Here is a 17,766-nt window from a genome sequence, read left to right as displayed (position 1 = left end):
GCGGACGTCTGGATACGTCCGCTCCGGGGCAGGATCAGACCTTGCGCGCCAGCTTTTCGGCGTGGCCGATATAGTTTGCCGGCGTCATTTCCAGCAGGTGGGTCTTCGCCTCCTGCGGAATGGCGAGGCTATTGATGAACTCGCGCAGCGCTTCCTTCGAAATGCCTTTGCCGCGCGTGAGTTCCTTCAATTGCTCATACGGATTCTCGATGCCATAACGGCGCATGACGGTTTGCACCGGCTCGGCCAGCACTTCCCACGTCGCATCCAGGTCTTCAGCCAGTCGCGCCGGATTGACTTCCAGCTTATTCAGGCCGCGCAGGCAACTGTCATAAGCGAGCACGGCATAGCCGAATGCGACACCGATGTTGCGTAGAACCGTCGAGTCGGTCAGGTCGCGTTGCCAACGCGATACGGGCAGTTTTTCCGACAGATGCTTCAGCATTGCGTTTGCCAGGCCAAGATTGCCTTCGGAGTTCTCGAAGTCGATCGGATTGACCTTGTGCGGCATGGTGGACGAGCCGATCTCGCCGGCCTTGGTGCGCTGCTTGAAATAACCGAGCGAAATGTAGCCCCAGATGTCGCGGTTCAGATCGAGCAGGATGGTGTTGGTGCGCGCGATCGCGTCGAATAGTTCCGCCATGTAGTCATGCGGTTCGATCTGGATGGTGTACGGATTGAAAACCAGCCCGAGGCGCTGCTCGATCACGCTCTTCGAAAACGACTCCCAGTCGAAATGAGGATAGGCGGACAGGTGAGCATTGTAGTTGCCGACTGCGCCGTTCATTTTGCCCAGGATTTCAACTGAAGCGATGCGTTGCACGGCGCGCTTCAGGCGGGCAACGACATTTGCGATTTCCTTGCCCAGGGTGGTCGGGCTGGCGGGCTGGCCGTGGGTACGGGACAACATCGGCAGCGCGGCGTTGTCGTGCGCAATTGCAGTCAGCTTCGTGATCACGTCCTGCAAGGCCGGCAGCAGCACGCTGTCGCGCGCGGCTTTGAGCATCATGCCGTGCGATGTGTTGTTGATGTCTTCCGAGGTGCAGGCGAAGTGAATGAATTCGGATGCCGTGACAAGCTCCGGCACATCTTTCACCTTCTCCTTCAGCCAGTACTCGACAGCCTTGACGTCATGATTGGTGACCGCTTCGATTTCCTTGATGCGCGCGGCATCCGTTTCGCCGAACTCGTTCGCCAGCTTGTCCAGGATTCCACTGGCGGTGGCGGAGAAGGGTTTGATTTCAGCAAAGCCGGCATTCGACAATGCCTGCAGCCAGGCGATTTCCACCTTCACGCGATGGTGCATGAAGCCGGCTTCGGACAGGATCGGACGCAGCTTGTCGGTCTTGGCGGCGTAGCGTCCATCCAACGGTGAGAGGGCGGAAAGGGAGGAGAGCGGCATGATAGTGAAATGCGGTGAAGTCAGTAAAAAACGCGGGGAAATGGTGAAATCGCGACGCAAACGCGATGGAATCCGCCATTTTACCATCTGCTACAGGCGCGAAAGAACCCGCCGCGCGCCATTCTTGCCTACCGGCGGGCCTCTCGCATGCGCTGATGCGCAGTTCCTCAATGCTATAATCGCAAGCAACTCTTAACATTTGCATCTATGAAACTCATCGGTTCGCTTGCCAGTCCTTACGTTCGCAAAGTCCGCGTTGTGATGGCGGAAAAAAAGCTCGATTACGAGCTCGTTCTGGAAAATGTCTGGGCTCCTGACACGACGATCCAGGAATCCAATCCCCTCGGCAAAGTGCCATGCCTGATCATGGAAGACGGCGGCGCAATGTTTGATTCGCGCGTGATTGTGGAATACCTCGACACGCTGACGCCCGTCGGCAAGCTGATCCCGCCCAACGGGCGCGAACGGGCTGAGATCAAATGCTGGGAAGCTTTGGCAGACGGCGTGCTCGATGCGGCCGTTCTGGTGCGTCTTGAACGCACACAACGCCCGGAATCGCAGCAAAGCCCCGAATGGATCCAGCGCCAGATGAACAAGGTCAACGCAGGCCTAAAAGCGATGTCCGCAGGATTGAAAGACACACCTTTCTGCTGCGGCAATCACTACACTCTCGCCGACGTTGCAGTGGGTTGTGCACTCGGCTGGCTGACGTTTCGCTTCCCGGAAATCGATTGGCGCGGTGAGCATGCGAATCTTGCGAAGTTGTTCGACAAGCTTTCCGAGCGGCAGTCGTTCAAGGATACGATCCCGCAATAAGCTGCGTGCAAGGCAGACATGCAAAGGGCAGTCGAATGTTCGACTGCCCTTTTTCATTGTGCCGACATTTCATCGAACGCCTGATCGATCGATTAATCGCCCATTTGCGCCTGGAGGTAGTTCGGCAGGCCCATCTTGTCGATCAGTTCACGCTGGGTTTCCAGCCATTCGATATGCTCTTCCGTGGCGTCCAGCAGGTCCTGCAGGAGGTCGCGCGTTACATAGTCTTTCGCCGCTTCGCAGGCGGCAATGCCATCCTTGAGGGTGAGCTGGGCTGCCTGCTCGAGCTTGAGATCGCATTCCAGCATTTCCGCCACGTTTTCTCCGATCAGCAGCTTGTCGAGGGCCTGGAGATTCGGCAGACCGTCCAGCATCAGGATACGGTTGATTAGACCATCCGCATGTTTCATTTCATCGATGGATTCTTCGTATTCCTTCGCAGCGATTTTTCCGAGTCCCCAATGCTTGTACATGCGGGCGTGCAGGAAATACTGATTGATGGCGGTGAGCTCGCTCGTGAGCTGCGTGTTGAGCAACTTGATGATGTTGGGATCACCCTTCATGAATGCCTCGACAGTGAGATGTGGATGGTTTTCATGCGGCAGTGCGGACCAAGCCGATTCGGGCTTGAATACTCATCATAGACGACGAGTTCATTTTTTCCATCGCCGTGTTCGTATGCGCCAGTCGTGTCGCTGGGTTGCGGCAAAGTGATGGGGGGAACTGTTATGCGGCGATTGCGGTGGAAAACATCAGGGGTTGTGCTTCGCGAACGCCCTCTTCAAGGCATTCTCGTAAAACGGTCTTGGCGCAGGAATGGCATTTTCCGCAGCAGGTTCCGACACCGAGTTCAGTCCGCAGCGCCGGCATTGTCGTTATCCCTGAATTTACGGCTTGACGAATCTTGCTTTCGGAAACGTTTTGGCAGACACAGACAATCATGGAAGTACCTCGATGTTTTGCGAAACATGAAGAAGTGTTCGTCTTGCGTCACCCACGAGGCGCGATAGCTCGGCCGAATACGTTCAGCCTTGGAAGCAGAGGCAGATTAATCTGGCCAGAATCGCAAATGAGAACAATTCTTATTCAAATTATTGACCATCTGAATGGGGATTGCAAGAGCTTTTCGGCGGGCTGTGAAAATATCGCTGGCATCCAAATCGCGACGGACGAAGACAATCCGACATTGTTTAGGAGTAAGGACTTGCTGAAAAGTCAGTATTCACTGACGGAAATACCGGTGTGGCGGAGTACTAGAAGTGGTAACCCGCGTGAAATCCGATCGCACTCCGCTCGTGTTCCGGCTGAGTCACCGTGCCGGTCGGGAGTCCGTCCTTGCGCAGGACTTCGTCGTTGCTGCGCCGGATCCGCATCCAGTCGACATTGATGCCGAAGGAGAAACGCGGGAATGCGCGCGGGTAACCCGTCAGATCGAGGCGCAGTCCTTGCGCTGACTTGGTGTTCAGCACTGCGTCGTCATAGAGCTGGTTTTCGAAATGCGCATGCAGGCGTTCAGGGCCGGCCAGTACCAGAAGGCCCTTCAGCCTGAAATCCGTCGAGGAGGTATGCCACGCGCTGCTGGCCGCTCCGGCAAGCAGTCGCCAGGAAGAATAGTTTTCCCTGACGCCGGCAATGCCGTCGCGCCCGAGCACATGACGCCGCCATCCGTCATATTCGAGTCCACCGACAAGTGCCGTATTCTCGGTTAGTTGGCGTGTCACTTCCGCAGCGATGCGGCCTTGCGTGGTTGCCGTATCCGTGGTGAACGGTACGCCGTTTTGCAGGCGGCCATCGTAATCCAGGTTCGCGCCATAGATCTCGCCGGAAAGGCCGAAAGTCCATGCCTGGTAGCGGCGCGTTGCGTTCAGGCCGACGCCAGGTAGCCAGCCATGTTCGCGGACAAGCTGCCGCCCGCTGGCATCCATTTCTGTCATGCGCACATAGCGCAGCCCGGCGCCCATGGAGTATTCCGATTGCGCAAAGGCTGGCGCAGAGGCAAGCAGCCCGGCAAGAATGGAAAGGGAGACTTGAAAAGGTTTCATGGCGGCACCGCTTTCATTGTACGCCGGAAAAAAGCAGGGGCGCTTGTGCGCCCCGCGGTTTTTCGGAATTACTCTTTCGGCAATAATCAGAAGAGGGTTTTCAGATCCGCCCAGGTAGTGGTGATACTGTCTTCCATCGTGCCGTCGCCGTTCTTGTCCAGTCCGAGCTGAACGCTGGTGGTGTTTAGCACCGTGAATTTGAGCGAGGAATGGTCATTCGCAGTGATTGTCATCACGCCTTGCGATGGATAGGAGCCGCGCTGCTGCTTGAAGTCCGTCGTGGTGCGCACCACGTAGTTGGCACTTCCCACGCGCGGGAAGTCACCACTGACGGTGAAGTTCGATCGGTAGGTGTAGAGGTTCGCCGGGGTGACGGATCCGGAATAGGTATAGGCAGTCAGCGTGTAGTCGCTGGTCGAGGTGCTGCTCACGACATGCATTTGCAGCGAATTCCCGCTGCCGGAGAAACTGGCGTCATTGAGACCGGACTGGTTGTAGATCAGGGCAAGATCGCCTGTCGCGGTATTCGAGGCGCCGGTAAAGCCCTCCGTCACTGAAAATGCGCTGAAGGTGACGGCCAGCGATGCGCTCCATGCGGAAGTTTCGGATGGCGTGCCCGAAACACTGTTAAAGACAATATCCATCACGCCATTCATCTTGACCGTGCCTTCCACGCAGTTGCTGGTGCTGATGTTGACATGGTCTCCCGACGTGACCGTATTGGCGTTGGCGACATTTGCTGCAAAGGTCGCGCTGCCCGCGCCGCTGCACGCGACGGTATCAGTCGCGGTGACGCCCACTGCGAGGCCGGGCGCGGGGTGCTTGAGCGCAAAATAGATCTGCTGCAGCATGGCGTCGATGATGCCGGTCCCGTTGCCGCTGGTGCTGACTGCGGTCACAATCGCCGGCGTGCTCGTGACCTGGTTATTCAAGCCCTGGGACGCGGAATAGACCTGGGCGCTGACGTCCCTGGAATTGGCCGAGGTAATGGCAACGCCCGTCACTGGTGTCGAGCTGCCAGCCTGGCCGCTCGTCGGGCCGGATGTGCCGCCGCCACCGCCGCACGCGGCCATGAGAATGCTCGTAACGAATAGCGCCGCCACCGAGGCGCGAGAAGTTGGAATTGCCATAAATTACCGTCCCTGATGTTGAGAAATGAATCAAAACGTCGATGAGCGTTGCCGTTGCAAATTAGCAAACCGGCAATGCCGACATCTTAATCAGGAAATAATTAGTGTGGCAATTCTATTAATGCGCAGTCATGACGGAAGAGGGATTCATCCAGCCATCGTGACATGGCTGCCGATTATGCCGCCGCCGAGGCATACTTCACCATCGTAGAGGACGGCGGACTGGCCCGGTGTGACCGCCCATTGCGCATCCGGGAAGGCGAGCGAAAAGCCTGCGGCACCTGTCGGAGCAAACTCGCAGGGCACGTCCGACTGCCGGTAGCGTGTCTTCGCATGCAGGCGTCCGGGCGCAGGTGGCTCGCCCGCGATCCAGCTAGCCTGTTCCGCCTCGAGCGCAGACGAAAGCAGCCAGGGATGATCGTGGCCTTGCACCACGTAGAGGGTGTTGTGCTCGATGTCCTTCCTCGCCACATACCAGGCGTCGCTGCTTCCTTCGGCATTCTGGTAGGACTTCATGCCGCCGATACCGATACCCTTGCGCTGGCCGAGCGTGTAAAAACTCAGGCCCACATGCGTGCCGACGCTCGTTCCATCCGGCGTCATCATGGGCCCCGGCTTGTAGGACAGGTAACGGTTCAGGAATTCGCGGAAAGGGCGCTCGCCGATGAAACAGATACCGGTCGAGTCCTTTTTTTTCGCATTCGGCAGGCCGATCTTTTCCGCGATCCGGCGCACTTCCGTCTTGGGAATTTCGCCGAGCGGGAACAGCGTTTTCGACACCTGCGCCTGGTTGAGTCGGTGCAGGAAGTAGCTCTGGTCCTTGCTGGCGTCGAGCGCCTTGAGCAATTCAAACCGGCCCGATTCATTCTGGCGCACACGGGCATAATGGCCGGTTGCAATCAGGTCGGCGCCGAGCTTCATGGCATGGTCGAGAAAGGCCTTGAACTTGATCTCGGCATTGCACAGCACATCAGGATTGGGAGTGCGTCCAGCCTGGTATTCACGCAGGAATTCGGCGAAGACGCGGTCCTTGTATTCGGCGGCGAAATTGACTGCCTCGATGTCGACGCCGACCACGTCGGCGACGCTGGCCGCGTCGATCCAGTCCTGGCGCGACGAGCAGTATTCCGAGTCGTCGTCGTCTTCCCAGTTCTTCATGAACAGGCCGATGACTTCATAGCCCTGCTCCTTGAGCAGCCACGCGGACACTGACGAATCGACACCGCCGGACATGCCGATGACCACGCGCTTCCTAGCCATTCGGTACCCCGGTGGCACTCGGATGCGTATAGATCAGCGAAAGAGGCGCACGCTTTCCCGCGAGGTAATCGTCGACGCAGCGCAGCACCAACGGGCTGCGGTGCTTTTCCTCGCATTCGAGCATTTCCTCGCGCGTCATCCACACCGCGCGCAGGATGCCATGGTCGAGCGGACGGTCGAGCGCACGCCCGACTTCGCCTGAAAAGGCAAAGCGCAGATAGGTGACCTGCTGCCCGGTGCGCGAGGAAAGGTAGCGCGACATGTACATGCCGACCAGCGCCGTCGGAACAAACTCATGCGCCGCTTCTTCCATTGTCTCCCGTGCAACGGCATCGATCAGAGACTCGTTGGGGTCGAGATGCCCGGCCGGCTGGTTGAAACGAATGCCATCGCTGGTCTCTTCCTCGACCAGCAGGAACCGGCCGTCGCGCTCGATGATCGCAGCGACCGTCACAGAAGGTTTCCAGACTTCACTCATAGTATCCCTTGAAGAGGGCGCCATTTTACCGTGCATGGCGCGCTTGTGCCGCGCCCGGCAGACGCATGAAGGTGCCTCGTGGCGCAAACGGTTTGCCGAGAAGCGGAATAATCACGGTCGGCACGGAAAACTTCTTGATGTCGCACAATTTTTTCTTACAAGTTTTCAATGGTCGCGGAAAAATGCCGCTAAATTCCTCTTTCGCTGTTTTTTTCATTTATCCTCACAGGAAACCGGCAATAAGCAGGCAATAAGCACGCAATAAGCAGGCAAGAAATGCACGCTCAGGGATCCTGAGCGGCAAGAGAATAAAAAAGGACGGTTGTGCTATTTTTTGGTTTCCGTGTAAGATCGATGTAAGAATTTCGGCATTGGGGAAGTTCATGAAAGTCGGCACATCCGCCGAACCGCGGTCGGACACGTCGTACGGCCGTATCCCGCACATCCATCGGAAATCAGCGTGCCGCCATGCCATGCGCTTTAGCGGCAAGGAATTTTTGTAATCAGTAGGAGAGAAAATGCAACGTATCATGCTTCGGTCGAAGATCCATCGGGTGACGGTTACGCAGGCCGACCTGCACTACGAAGGTTCGTGCGGCATCGACCAGAATTTGCTGGAAGCAGCCGACATCAAGGAATTTGAAAAGATCGAACTCTACAATATCAACAACGGCGAACGCTTTTCGACCTATGCGATCAAGGGCAAGCGCGGCAGTGGCGAGATTTCGCTCAATGGCGCAGCTGCGCGGCGCGCACACCTGGGAGATCTGCTGATCATCTGCACATATGCACCGATGAGCGATGCCGAGGTCGAAACCTATGTGCCAAAGATTGTTTTTGTCGATGAGAAGAACCAGATCACCGGGCTCAAGAAATCTCCCGCATGAAGGCGCCAAGCCCTTCCTGTTCAAAAAATACAGAAAAGGGGCGGCAGCAATGCTGTCCCCTCCGCGTGAATATCCACTTCCATAACCACCAAGGGGAAAGCGTATGCCTCTAACAATTGGAGTACCACGGGAAGTCTTTCCGGGCGAAAAGCGTGTTGCAACCGTTCCCGACGTTGTTGAAAAACTCATCAAGCTGGGTTTCTCGGTCGCGGTCGAATCCGGCGCCGGTGACGCAGCCAATTTCAGCGATGAGACTTACCGCGCCGCAGGCGCACAGATCATAGAAGGCGCTGCCAAGCTCTGGGCAGCGTCGAACATCGTATTCAAGGTCCGCGCGCCTAACGCCGAAGAAGTGGCGATGATGCGCGAGGGCACGACGCTGATCAGCTTCATCTGGCCGGCGCAGAATCCTGAGCTGATGAAGCAGCTCGCCGCCAGGAAGGTGACCGTGCTGGCTATCGACTCGCTGCCGCGCACGTTGAGCCGCGCACAGAAGATGGACGCGTTGACCTCCCAGGCCGGCGTAGCCGGCTATCGCGCTGTCATCGAGGCTGCCAATGCATTCGGCCGCTTCTTCAGCGGCCAGGTGACAGCGGCAGGCAAAATTCCGCCGGCTAAGGTATTTATCGCAGGCGCAGGGGTGGCCGGCCTGGCGGCGATCGGTACCGCCGCAGGCCTGGGCGCCATCGTGCGCGCCAATGACACCCGTGCCGAAGTGGCCGACCAGGTGGTGTCGCTGGGCGGCGAATTCGTCAAGGTCGATTACGAGGAAGAGGGCTCCGGCGGCGGCGGTTACGCCAAGGTGATGAGCGAGGGCTTCCAGAAGGCCCAGCGCGAGATGTATGCCAAGCAGGCGAAGGAAGTCGACATCATCATCACGACGGCTTTGATCCCCGGCAAGCCGGCACCGAAGCTGATTACTGCGGAGATGGTGAAGAGCATGAAGCCGGGCAGCGTCATCGTCGACATGGCGGCCGAGCAGGGCGGCAACTGTGAACTGACTGAGCCTGGCCAAGTGGTGGTGAAGCATGGCGTGACTATCGTCGGCTATACCGATCTGGTCAGCCGCCTGTCGAAGCAATCGTCGACGCTGTACTCGAACAACCTGCTGCGCCTGACCGAAGAATTGTGCAAGACCAAGGACGGAATCATCAACGTCAACATGGAAGACGACGCCATCCGCGGCCTGACCGTCATCAAGGACGGCGAAGTCACCTGGCCGCCGCCGGCACCCAAGCTGCCGCCCGCGCCGGCTGCCAAACCGGCTGCCGCTGCAGTAGCGCCGGCCGCCAAGAAGGGCGGCCACGGGCACGGCGCGGCAAGCGAACCGGCGTCCGGCTCGCGCATCGCGATCCTGTTCGCGGTGGCGGCGGTCCTGTTTTGGCTCATCGGCGCCTACGCGCCGGCGGCATTCCTCGGACACTTCACCGTGTTCGTGCTGGCCTGCTTCGTGGGTTACATGGTGGTGTGGAACGTCACGCCTTCGCTGCATACGCCGCTCATGAGCGTGACCAATGCGATATCGAGCATCATCGCCATTGGCGCGCTGGTGCAGATCGCTCCGCCGCTGGTCTCCGGCGTGGAACGTCCGGGCGACGTGATCCGTTGGCTGGCCGTGGCCGGTATCGTGCTCACGACGATCAACATGTTCGGTGGTTTCGCCGTGACTCGTCGCATGCTGGCGATGTTCCGCAAATAATAAGAGGGAGCCGATAAAAATGTCTGAAAGCCTCACAACAGTCGCTTACCTGGGCGCGACCATTCTTTTCATCCTCAGCCTCGGCGGTCTCTCCAATCCGGAAACCGCGCGCCGCGGCAATGTGTACGGCATGATCGGCATGGCGATCGCCGTGCTGGCCACGATCTTCGGCCAGCATGTCACGACCGCCGGCATTCCGTGGATCATCGTCGCGATGGTCGTCGGCGGCTCGATCGGCCTGTATGCGGCGCGCGTCGTGCAGATGACGCAGATGCCGGAACTGGTGGCATTGATGCACAGCCTGGTCGGCCTGGCCGCCACGCTGGTCGGATATGCCAGCTATGTCGATCCGGCTGCAAGCGCGCATTTCAGCGGTGCGGAAAAGGCGATCCACGAGGTGGAAATCTACGTCGGCATTCTGATCGGCGCGATCACCTTCTCCGGCTCGATCATCGCCTTCGGCAAGCTGTCCGGACGCATCGGCGGCAAGCCCTTGCTGCTGCCGGGACGCCACTGGCTCAACCTCGTCGCGCTGCTGGTCGTGATCTATTTCGGCGCACAGTTCCTGCATGCCGAGACGATCAACATCGGCATGACGCCGCTGGTCATCATGACGGTGATTGCGCTGCTGTTCGGCATCCATATGGTGATGGCGATCGGCGGTGCGGACATGCCGGTGGTGGTGTCCATGCTCAACAGCTACTCCGGATGGGCGGCGGCAGCGACCGGCTTCATGCTGTCGAATGACCTGCTGATCGTGACCGGCGCGCTGGTGGGTTCCTCCGGTGCGATCCTGTCGTACATCATGTGCCGTGCGATGAACCGCAACTTCATCAGCGTGATCGCGGGCGGCTTCGGTACCGAAGGCGGCAAGGCTGCTCCGGCGGGCGGCGGTGCTGCACAACCGGCCGGCGAAGTCGTGCCGGTCACGGCTGCCGAGACCAGCGAGCTGCTGCGTGAAGCGAAGAACGTGATCATCGTGCCGGGCTACGGCATGGCGGTTGCGCAGGCACAGCACACGGTCTACGAGATCACCAAGCTGTTGCGCGAAAAGGGCGTGAACGTGCGCTTTGGCATTCACCCGGTCGCGGGCCGCATGCCGGGCCACATGAATGTCCTGCTGGCGGAAGCCAAGGTGCCTTACGACATCGTGCAGGAGATGGACGAGCTCAACGACGACTTCTCGGACACCGATGTGGCGATCGTGATCGGCGCCAACGACATTGTCAACCCGGCAGCGCAGGAAGATCCGAGCAGTCCGATCGCCGGCATGCCGGTGCTGGAAGTGTGGAAGGCCAAGACCTCGATTGTCATGAAGCGCAGCATGGCTTCCGGCTACGCAGGCGTGGACAATCCGCTCTTCTACAAGGAAAACAACCGCATGCTGTTCGGCGATGCGAAGAAGATGCTGGACGAAGTGCTGGTGTCGCTGAAGGCCGCTGCCTGAGAGTGGTTGCCATTGGCGAAGAAAGCCGCGCATAGCGCGGCTTTTTTTTTCCTTTATCGCTTTATTGCCTGCTGCCGAACAGCATGTGCTCGGCCAGCAATCGCTTGGCGGGTTTGAGTGCATCGACCAGTGCGAGCGAAAAACCCAGTGCCGATTGTGACAAGGCCCCGTCCGGCGCGCTGGCAAAGATGCGCGCCAATGCATCGGTCAGGGTGATCGTGAGCTTGCGGTCCGTCTGCCGCAGGCGGATGAATTGCTGCAGCATTTCCGGCGTGGCTTCTCGCGCGAGCAGGCGGGCCAGCACCGCGGCATCGCGCAAGCCGAGGTTCATGCCTTGGCCGGCAACCGGATGCAGGGTTTGTGCCGCGTTGCCGATGGCAACGGTGCGCGATGAAACAGCCGCGTGGGCATTCAGGCCGAGCGGAAAAGCAGCGCGAGGACTGACCTTGGTGAAGCGGCCAAGCCGGGAGCCGAATGCGCGCTCCAGTTCGACAAGGAATTCCGTATCCGGCAGAGCCGCCAGGCGCGCTGCATTCGCGGGGCGGGCGCACCAGACCATGGCGTAGCCGTCATCCTGGGGCAACAGCGCGAGCGGCCCTTCCTCGGTAAAACGTTCGAAGGCGCGATGTGCGACAGGCTTGCTGCAAACAACATGCGCGATGACCGCTGTCTGGTCGTAATCACGGCTGACGGATTTCGTGGCCTGCTCCGAGAACACGCCACCCTCGGCCTGCACCATGATTTGCGCAGTGAAGGCTTTGCCATCGGCGCATCGCAATTCGACTTCTTCGTCGCGCTCGATGGAAGAGGCGACGAGTACCGGGCGCAGGGTCACGACCGCGTTCCGATCCGCCAGCGCAGCCAGCGTCGATACCAGGCTGCCGTAGCGTGCCACATAACCGAGCGCGGGCACGCCATATTCCTCGCGATCGATGATGGTGCGGCCGAAGTGGCCGCGACGCGATACATGGATCTGGTGGATGGCGTCGGCGACGACTGGCCAGGCGCCAATGTTTTCGAGGATCTGCCGGCTGCCGTAAGAAAGTGCGATCGAGCGTGGATCCTGCGATGCTGTCTCAAGCGGCTTGGCATCGACCAGGACAATGCGCCCTGCAGGAGCGCCATGCTTGACGAGCAGCAGCGCGAGCGCCAGGCCGACGGGGCCGGCGCCGCAGATGGCGATATCGAAATCCGTCGTTGTCATCGCCTCAATGCTTCATCACGGCTTCGATCTCGGCGACCGTCTTGGGAGCGGCTGCGGTGATGATGTCGCATCCGGATTCCGTTACCAGCGCATCGTCTTCAATGCGGATGCCGATATGCCAGAACTGCTCCGGCACGCCCGGGTCGGGGCGGACATAAATGCCTGGCTCGACAGTCAGCACCATGCCCGGCTGCAGCACGCGCCAGGGCTTTTCCCCCTGCAGTACGCTGGCTTCGCGATATTCGCCGACGTCATGCACGTCCATGCCGAGCCAATGTCCGGTGCGATGCATGTAGAACTGTTGATAGGCGCCTTTGCTGATCACGTCGTCCACGCTGCCCACCTTGTCCTTGTCCAGCAGACCGGTGTCGAGCATGCCTTGGGCAAGCACCCGGACCGCCGCATTATGGCCGTCCATGAAACGTTTGCCGGGGCGCGCTTCGGTGATTGCGGCGGCTTGCGCCGCGAGCACGAGTTCGTAGAGCGCCTTCTGCGGCCCGCTGAATCTGCCGTTCGCAGGGAAGGTGCGGGTGATATCTGAAGCGTAGCTGTCGAGCTCGCAGCCGGCGTCGATGAGGACGAGATCGCCGTCCTTGATCTCCGCATTGCTGGCGCGATAGTGCAGTACGCAGGCATTCGCGCCGGTGGCAACGATCGAACCGTATGCAGGATATTGCGAGCCATTGCGGCGGAATTCATGCAGAAGTTCCGCCTCGAGATGGTATTCGCGCAAGCCTGGGCGGCAGGTCATCATTGCGCGCCGGTGCGCCTCCGACGAAATCGCGGCGGCACGTTTCATGATCGCGATTTCCTCTTCATCCTTGACCAGCCGCATTTCGTCCAGCAGCACGTGCACGTCATGCACGATCGATGGCGCGACGACGCCAGCGCGCGACTGCATCCGCACCGCCTGCAGCCAGCCCTGCACCTGCTTGTCGAGCCTCCTGTCGCTGCCTAGCGCGTAGAACAGCGCGGGCGTGTTGGCCATCAGCTTCGGCATTTCGGTATCCAGCGCGCTGATCGGATACGCCGCATCAAAGCCGAAAGCCTCGCGGGCCGCTTCCGGACCGTAACGATAGCCATCCCAGATTTCGCGCTCGAGGTTTTTCTCGCGGCAGAACAGGATAGCCTGGTTCTTCTCGCCGGCCACCAGCACGATCACGGCTTCCGGCTCGTCGAAGCCGGACAGGTAGTAGAAATAGCTGTCATGGCGATACGGATAATCCGCGTCGCGGTTGCGCATGACTTCGGGTGCAGTCGGCAGGATGGCGATGCCGCCGTGCTTGTCCTGCATCTGCTTGATCAAGGCTGCTCGTCGGGCTGCATACGATTTCATGGGCGTTCCTTTGCGTAGGTTTCACCATTGAGCTGCGCCAGCCTCTCCGGGGTTCCAACATCGGTCCAGTCGCCGCGATACACTTCGCCGCCGACCTGGCCGCGGGATGCGAATTCGCGCAGGAGGGGAGCGATCTGCGCGGATTGCCCCGATTCGACGGAATCGAACATTTCTGTCCGGTACACGCCAATGCCGGAAAACGTGTAGCGCGGGTCGCCGTCATTGACTACGGAGAAGCTGTGCAGCGCGAAGTCGCCTTTCAGATGGTGCGGCGGGTTCTTCACGAGGTACAGCCAGGCGACGTCGCGCTTGTCGAGCGGGTGCGGGTTGCCCCACATGTCATTGTCCTTGAGCACGTCCTTGACCTGCTCGAAATCGAAATGCGGACAATAAATGTCGGCGGCAATCGCGACGAAGGGCTCATCGCCCAGCAGGTGGCGCGCCTTCGCAACCCCGCCCGCGGTTTCGAGCGCGCTGCCCTCGGCGGAATAGGCGATGCGCGCGCCGAAGCGCGAGCCGTCGCCGAGCGCTTCCTCGATCATTTGGCCGAGGTGCGCGTGGTTGATCACGATGTCGGTGATGCCGGCGCGCACGAGGTTCAGGATGTGCCAGACGATGAGCGGCCGGCCGCGCACTTTCAGCAGCGGCTTCGGACATTCATCCGTCAGCGGACGCATCCGCTCGCCGCGTCCGGCGGCGAAAATCATGGCTTTCATGCTTGCGATATTCCGTTTTTTCGCGTCAGAAGGTATAGCCGACCGACGGCGCCTTGTCTTCCAGTTCGTCCAGCAGCCGGATCAGCGGCGCCAGCGCGTTGTAGCGGCCGGCCGCCTTGCGGGTGTATTCCATCACCAGCGGCAGGTCTTTCAGGTAGCCGTCCTTCCCGTCGCGATGGTACAGGCGGGCGAAGATGCCGAGCACTTTCAGATGGCGCTGCAGGCCCATGAATTCGAAGTCGCGGTAGAAGGCGTCGATGTCCGGATTCATGGGCAGCCCGGCGCGGCGCGCCCGTTCCCAGTAGCGGATGGCCCAGTCCAGCACCATTTCTTCGTCCCACTGGATGTAGGCGTCGCGCAGCAGCGAGACGAGGTCGTAGGTGATCGGGCCGTACACCGCATCCTGAAAGTCCAGAATGCCGGGATTACCCTGGCTGAGCACCATCAGGTTGCGCGAATGGTAATCGCGGTGCACATACACCTGCGGCTGCGCCAGGTTGTTGGCAAGCAGGGTCTCGAAGACCTTGTTGAGCGTCGCGCTCTGCTTGTCCGTCATGGTGATGCCGAGATGCTTGCCGACATACCATTCGGGAAACAGCATCAGTTCGCGATGCAGTAGAGCGCGGTCGTATTCCGGCAGCACGTCGGGCTTGCTTTGCGCCTGGATCAGCACCAGAGCGTCGATGGCGTCGAGGTAGAGCTTGTGCGCGCTGTCGTTGTTGAGTTGATTCAGGTACGTCGTCGACCCAAGGTCGGAAAGCAGCAGAAAGCCGCGTTCCACATCCTTTGCCAGCACTTTGGGCACCGACACGCCGGTTTCGCCGAATACTTCGGCGACGTGGATGAACGGGCGCACATCTTCATGCGGCGGCGGCGCGTCCATCAGGATATACGTGGCGCCATCGGCGGCATCCGCACGGAAATAGCGGCGAAAGCTGGCATCGGAGGAGGCCGGGCGGATCGACTCCGGCAGAAGCTTGATATCCGGCACCGAGGCCAGCCATTCCTTCAATTGGGTTAGACGAAGATCAGAGGGGGTATTTACAGACATGAAACTACCTGAGGCCTATGGATGAGGAGTTCCCATATAATAAGGGATTCAACCTAAAAATGCGCCTGCCACTCCCCTTTTCATGAACCGGTTTCCAGCATTTCCCCCTTCGCAACGCCTGCTTCGCATCCTGACCGCCGCCATCGCCGCAGCGTCAATGCCGACGCTTGCTTCGGCGCAAACAACAGCGAAGTCGTCGCTGGCGAAAGACAAGGACCTGCCGGCGACCATCAGCGCCGAGCAGATGACGGGCAGGCCGGACCGGGAAGTCCATCTTGAACGCGATGTCGAAATTACACGCGGCGCCACCGTCATTAATGCCGATCGTGCAACGTATCGCATTCCCGAGGACCAGGTCGAAGCCGAGGGCCATATCCGTATGCGCCGCGACGGCGACGCCTATACCGGGGATGAGCTGAAACTCCGGATCGAGGCGGAGGAAGGCTACGTGCTGAATCCGACCTATCGGCTGAAGAAGAACAATGCGCAGGGCAAGGCGCAGCGCATCGAATTCGAAGGGGAAGACCGCGCATCCGTGATCGAAGGTTCCTACAGCACCTGCGAAGGACCGGACCCCGACTGGTACCTGAAATCGAGCAAACTGGACCTCGACGCCGAGCGTGACGAAGGCTACGCACGCCGCACCACGGTGTATTTTAAGGATGTGCCGATCCTGCTCGCGCCGGGCATGTCGTTTCCGCTGTCGGATGCGCGCAAGTCCGGCCTCCTGCCGCCGACGATCGGCACGACCAACAAGGGCGGCTTCGAGTTTACGCAGCCTTACTATTTCAACATCGCGCCAAACCGGGATTTCACGCTCTATCCGAAGCTGTACGCACGGCGCGGCCTGCAGCTTGGGGCGGAGGCGCGCTATCTCGGCCAGAGCTATTCCGGCGAAACCAGGGCGGAAGTGCTGCAGAACGACCAGATCACCAAGACGAACCGCTATGCGATTTCGTCCACCCACGCGCAGACGCTGGCGCCGGGCTGGAGTTTTGGATGGAATATCAACAGTGCATCCGACAACGACTATCCCAGCGATTTTTCGCGCACCATCACGACCGCCTCGCAGCGCCTGCTGCTGCGTGATGTCGCCCTCGGTTACGGTTCGAGCTTCTGGAATGCGACGCTGCGCACTTCCAACTTCCAGGTCCTGCAGGACCCGGTCGTGCCGATCACGCAGCCCTACGATCGCATGCCGCAACTGAGCGTCCATGCCGGCCGTCTCGACGTCAACGGCTTCGACTGGACGGCGGACTCGGAACTGACGCATTTCATCCATCCGATTTCCAGCTTCGTGCAGGGCGACCGCTTCTTCGTGAATCCGCGCATTGCCTATCCGATCATCCAGCCCGGCTATTTCTTCACGCCGAAGCTGTCCCTGCATGCAACCAAATACAGCCTGCAGAATCCAACGCCGGGTGCGCCGAGCGATCCGTCGCGCGTGCTGCCGACCCTGTCGATGGATGGCGGACTGGTGTTCGAGCGCGATGCCCGGTTCTTCGGCAATGCCATGACCCAGACGCTGGAGCCGCGCTTGTTCTACGTGTACACGCCGTACCGCGACCAGAGCGCCTTCCCCAATTTCGATACGGCCGAGGCCGACCTGAGTTTTGCGCAATTGTTCAGCGAGAACCGTTTCGTCGGTAACGACCGCATCAGCGACGCCAACCAGCTGACCGCGGCGATGATCACTCGCTACATCGAACCGACCGGCGCCGAGCGCATGCGCTTTGCAATCGGCCAGCGCTTCTACTTCAGTGAGCAAAAGGTCACCCTCGGGCAGGTGCGCAACGAAAGCCGCTCGGATTTGCTGCTGTCGCTGTATGGGCAGATCAGCCCGAAGCTGAACATCGACAACAACGTCCAGTACAGCCAGTCGCTGCACTCGATGAGCCGCGCCAATTATGGCGTGCGCTGGCAGCCGAAGCCGAAAAGCGTGCTCAACCTGCAATATCGCCGCGACCGCGTGAACAAGCTGGAACAGATGGAGATGTCGGCACAGTGGCCGTTCGCCAGCCGCTGGTATGGCGTGGCCCGTGTCAACTATTCTCTCCCCGAGGCCAAGGTGGCGGAAGGCCTGCTCGGGGTCGAGTACAAGGCCGACTGCTGGGTGTTCCGCACAGTCGGCCAACGCATTCCGACTGCGACCGGAGAAGTGACCACGGCACTGTTCTTCCAGCTCGAACTGAACGGATTGACGCGCCTTGGCTCGAACCCGCTTGACGCGCTCAGGGCCAGCATCCCTGGCTATCAGATGGTGAATCAACCCAGTAACCCTTGACGAAGATGTTACCC

Annotated in this window: 17 protein-coding genes; 5 read left to right on the top strand and 12 right to left on the bottom strand. The window is 59.8% G+C overall.

Annotated elements, in window-relative coordinates:
- Positions 1-34 precede the first annotated feature (34 nt).
- Positions 35-1,402, bottom strand: a complete 1,368-nt coding sequence (purB, locus tag VJ698_RS04715; protein ID WP_324101546.1) for an adenylosuccinate lyase — start codon at positions 1,400-1,402, stop codon at positions 35-37.
- Positions 1,403-1,609: 207 nt separating this feature from the next.
- On the opposite strand from purB, the gene VJ698_RS04710 reads away from it, so the two are divergent.
- Positions 1,610-2,218, top strand: coding sequence for a glutathione S-transferase family protein (locus VJ698_RS04710; protein WP_324101545.1), 609 nt, complete (start codon positions 1,610-1,612; stop codon positions 2,216-2,218).
- Positions 2,219-2,310: 92 nt separating this feature from the next.
- On the opposite strand, the gene bfr is transcribed toward VJ698_RS04710, so the two are convergent.
- The 7 genes from bfr to VJ698_RS04675 all read right to left on the bottom strand — a co-directional run bounded on the left by bfr (position 2,311) and on the right by VJ698_RS04675 (position 7,345).
- Positions 2,311-2,781, bottom strand: coding sequence for a bacterioferritin (bfr, locus tag VJ698_RS04705; RefSeq protein WP_324101544.1), 471 nt, complete (start codon positions 2,779-2,781; stop codon positions 2,311-2,313).
- A gap of 163 nt (positions 2,782-2,944) precedes the next feature.
- Positions 2,945-3,160, bottom strand: coding sequence for a (2Fe-2S)-binding protein (locus VJ698_RS04700; protein WP_324101543.1), 216 nt, complete (start codon positions 3,158-3,160; stop codon positions 2,945-2,947).
- Positions 3,161-3,471: 311 nt separating this feature from the next.
- On the bottom strand, positions 3,472-4,260 hold the full coding sequence (locus VJ698_RS04695; RefSeq protein ID WP_324101542.1) for a hypothetical protein: 789 nt from the start codon (positions 4,258-4,260) through the stop codon (positions 3,472-3,474).
- A gap of 86 nt (positions 4,261-4,346) precedes the next feature.
- Positions 4,347-5,390: a hypothetical protein gene (locus VJ698_RS04690; protein ID WP_324101541.1), complete on the bottom strand. Its 1,044-nt coding sequence runs from the start codon at positions 5,388-5,390 to the stop codon at positions 4,347-4,349.
- Positions 5,391-5,537: 147 nt separating this feature from the next.
- Positions 5,538-6,650, bottom strand: coding sequence for a tRNA 2-thiouridine(34) synthase MnmA (mnmA, locus tag VJ698_RS04685; protein ID WP_324101540.1), 1,113 nt, complete (start codon positions 6,648-6,650; stop codon positions 5,538-5,540).
- Positions 6,643-7,128 (bottom strand): NUDIX hydrolase, encoded by a 486-nt coding sequence (locus tag VJ698_RS04680; RefSeq protein WP_324101539.1) that lies wholly within the window; start codon positions 7,126-7,128, stop codon positions 6,643-6,645. Before VJ698_RS04680 ends, mnmA begins: the two co-directional genes overlap by 8 nt.
- Before the next feature lie 25 nt (positions 7,129-7,153).
- Positions 7,154-7,345, bottom strand: coding sequence for a hypothetical protein (locus VJ698_RS04675; protein WP_324101538.1), 192 nt, complete (start codon positions 7,343-7,345; stop codon positions 7,154-7,156).
- A gap of 301 nt (positions 7,346-7,646) precedes the next feature.
- Between VJ698_RS04675 and panD the strand changes: the two genes are divergently transcribed.
- From panD to pntB, 3 genes are all read left to right on the top strand, one after another.
- Positions 7,647-8,015, top strand: a complete 369-nt coding sequence (gene panD, locus VJ698_RS04670; protein ID WP_324101537.1) for an aspartate 1-decarboxylase — start codon at positions 7,647-7,649, stop codon at positions 8,013-8,015.
- A 103-nt stretch (positions 8,016-8,118) separates the two neighbouring features.
- A complete protein-coding gene (locus VJ698_RS04665; RefSeq protein ID WP_324101536.1) occupies positions 8,119-9,714 on the top strand; it encodes a Re/Si-specific NAD(P)(+) transhydrogenase subunit alpha in 1,596 nt (531 codons plus the stop codon).
- 19 nt (positions 9,715-9,733) lie between these two features.
- Entirely contained in the window at positions 9,734-11,161 is a 1,428-nt protein-coding gene (gene pntB, locus VJ698_RS04660) for a Re/Si-specific NAD(P)(+) transhydrogenase subunit beta (RefSeq protein ID WP_324101535.1), read from the top strand.
- Positions 11,162-11,222: 61 nt separating this feature from the next.
- On the opposite strand, the gene VJ698_RS04655 is transcribed toward pntB, so the two are convergent.
- Genes VJ698_RS04655 through VJ698_RS04640 form a run of 4 tightly spaced genes read right to left on the bottom strand, consistent with a single transcriptional unit; the run spans position 11,223 to position 15,468 of the window.
- Positions 11,223-12,365: a UbiH/UbiF/VisC/COQ6 family ubiquinone biosynthesis hydroxylase gene (locus VJ698_RS04655; RefSeq protein ID WP_324101534.1), complete on the bottom strand. Its 1,143-nt coding sequence runs from the start codon at positions 12,363-12,365 to the stop codon at positions 11,223-11,225.
- A 4-nt stretch (positions 12,366-12,369) separates the two neighbouring features.
- Positions 12,370-13,701, bottom strand: a complete 1,332-nt coding sequence (gene pepP, locus VJ698_RS04650; RefSeq protein WP_324101533.1) for a Xaa-Pro aminopeptidase — start codon at positions 13,699-13,701, stop codon at positions 12,370-12,372.
- On the bottom strand, positions 13,698-14,417 hold the full coding sequence (murU, locus tag VJ698_RS04645) for an N-acetylmuramate alpha-1-phosphate uridylyltransferase MurU (protein WP_324101532.1): 720 nt from the start codon (positions 14,415-14,417) through the stop codon (positions 13,698-13,700). The genes pepP and murU overlap by 4 nt, the downstream gene beginning before the upstream one ends.
- A gap of 25 nt (positions 14,418-14,442) precedes the next feature.
- A complete protein-coding gene (locus tag VJ698_RS04640) occupies positions 14,443-15,468 on the bottom strand; it encodes an aminoglycoside phosphotransferase family protein (RefSeq protein ID WP_324101531.1) in 1,026 nt (341 codons plus the stop codon).
- Positions 15,469-15,625: 157 nt separating this feature from the next.
- On the opposite strand from VJ698_RS04640, the gene VJ698_RS04635 reads away from it, so the two are divergent.
- The gene (locus tag VJ698_RS04635; protein WP_324101530.1) at positions 15,626-17,752 is read left to right on the top strand and encodes an LPS-assembly protein LptD; all 2,127 of its coding nucleotides are present in this window, start codon (positions 15,626-15,628) and stop codon (positions 17,750-17,752) included.
- Positions 17,753-17,766: the final 14 nt, after the last annotated feature.

It is taken from the genome of Noviherbaspirillum sp. (genome assembly GCF_035254685.1).
Classification (GTDB): domain Bacteria; phylum Pseudomonadota; class Gammaproteobacteria; order Burkholderiales; family Burkholderiaceae_D; genus Noviherbaspirillum.
Note: the sequence above shows the minus strand (reverse complement) of the source record. Positions and strands in the feature narration are given on the sequence as shown.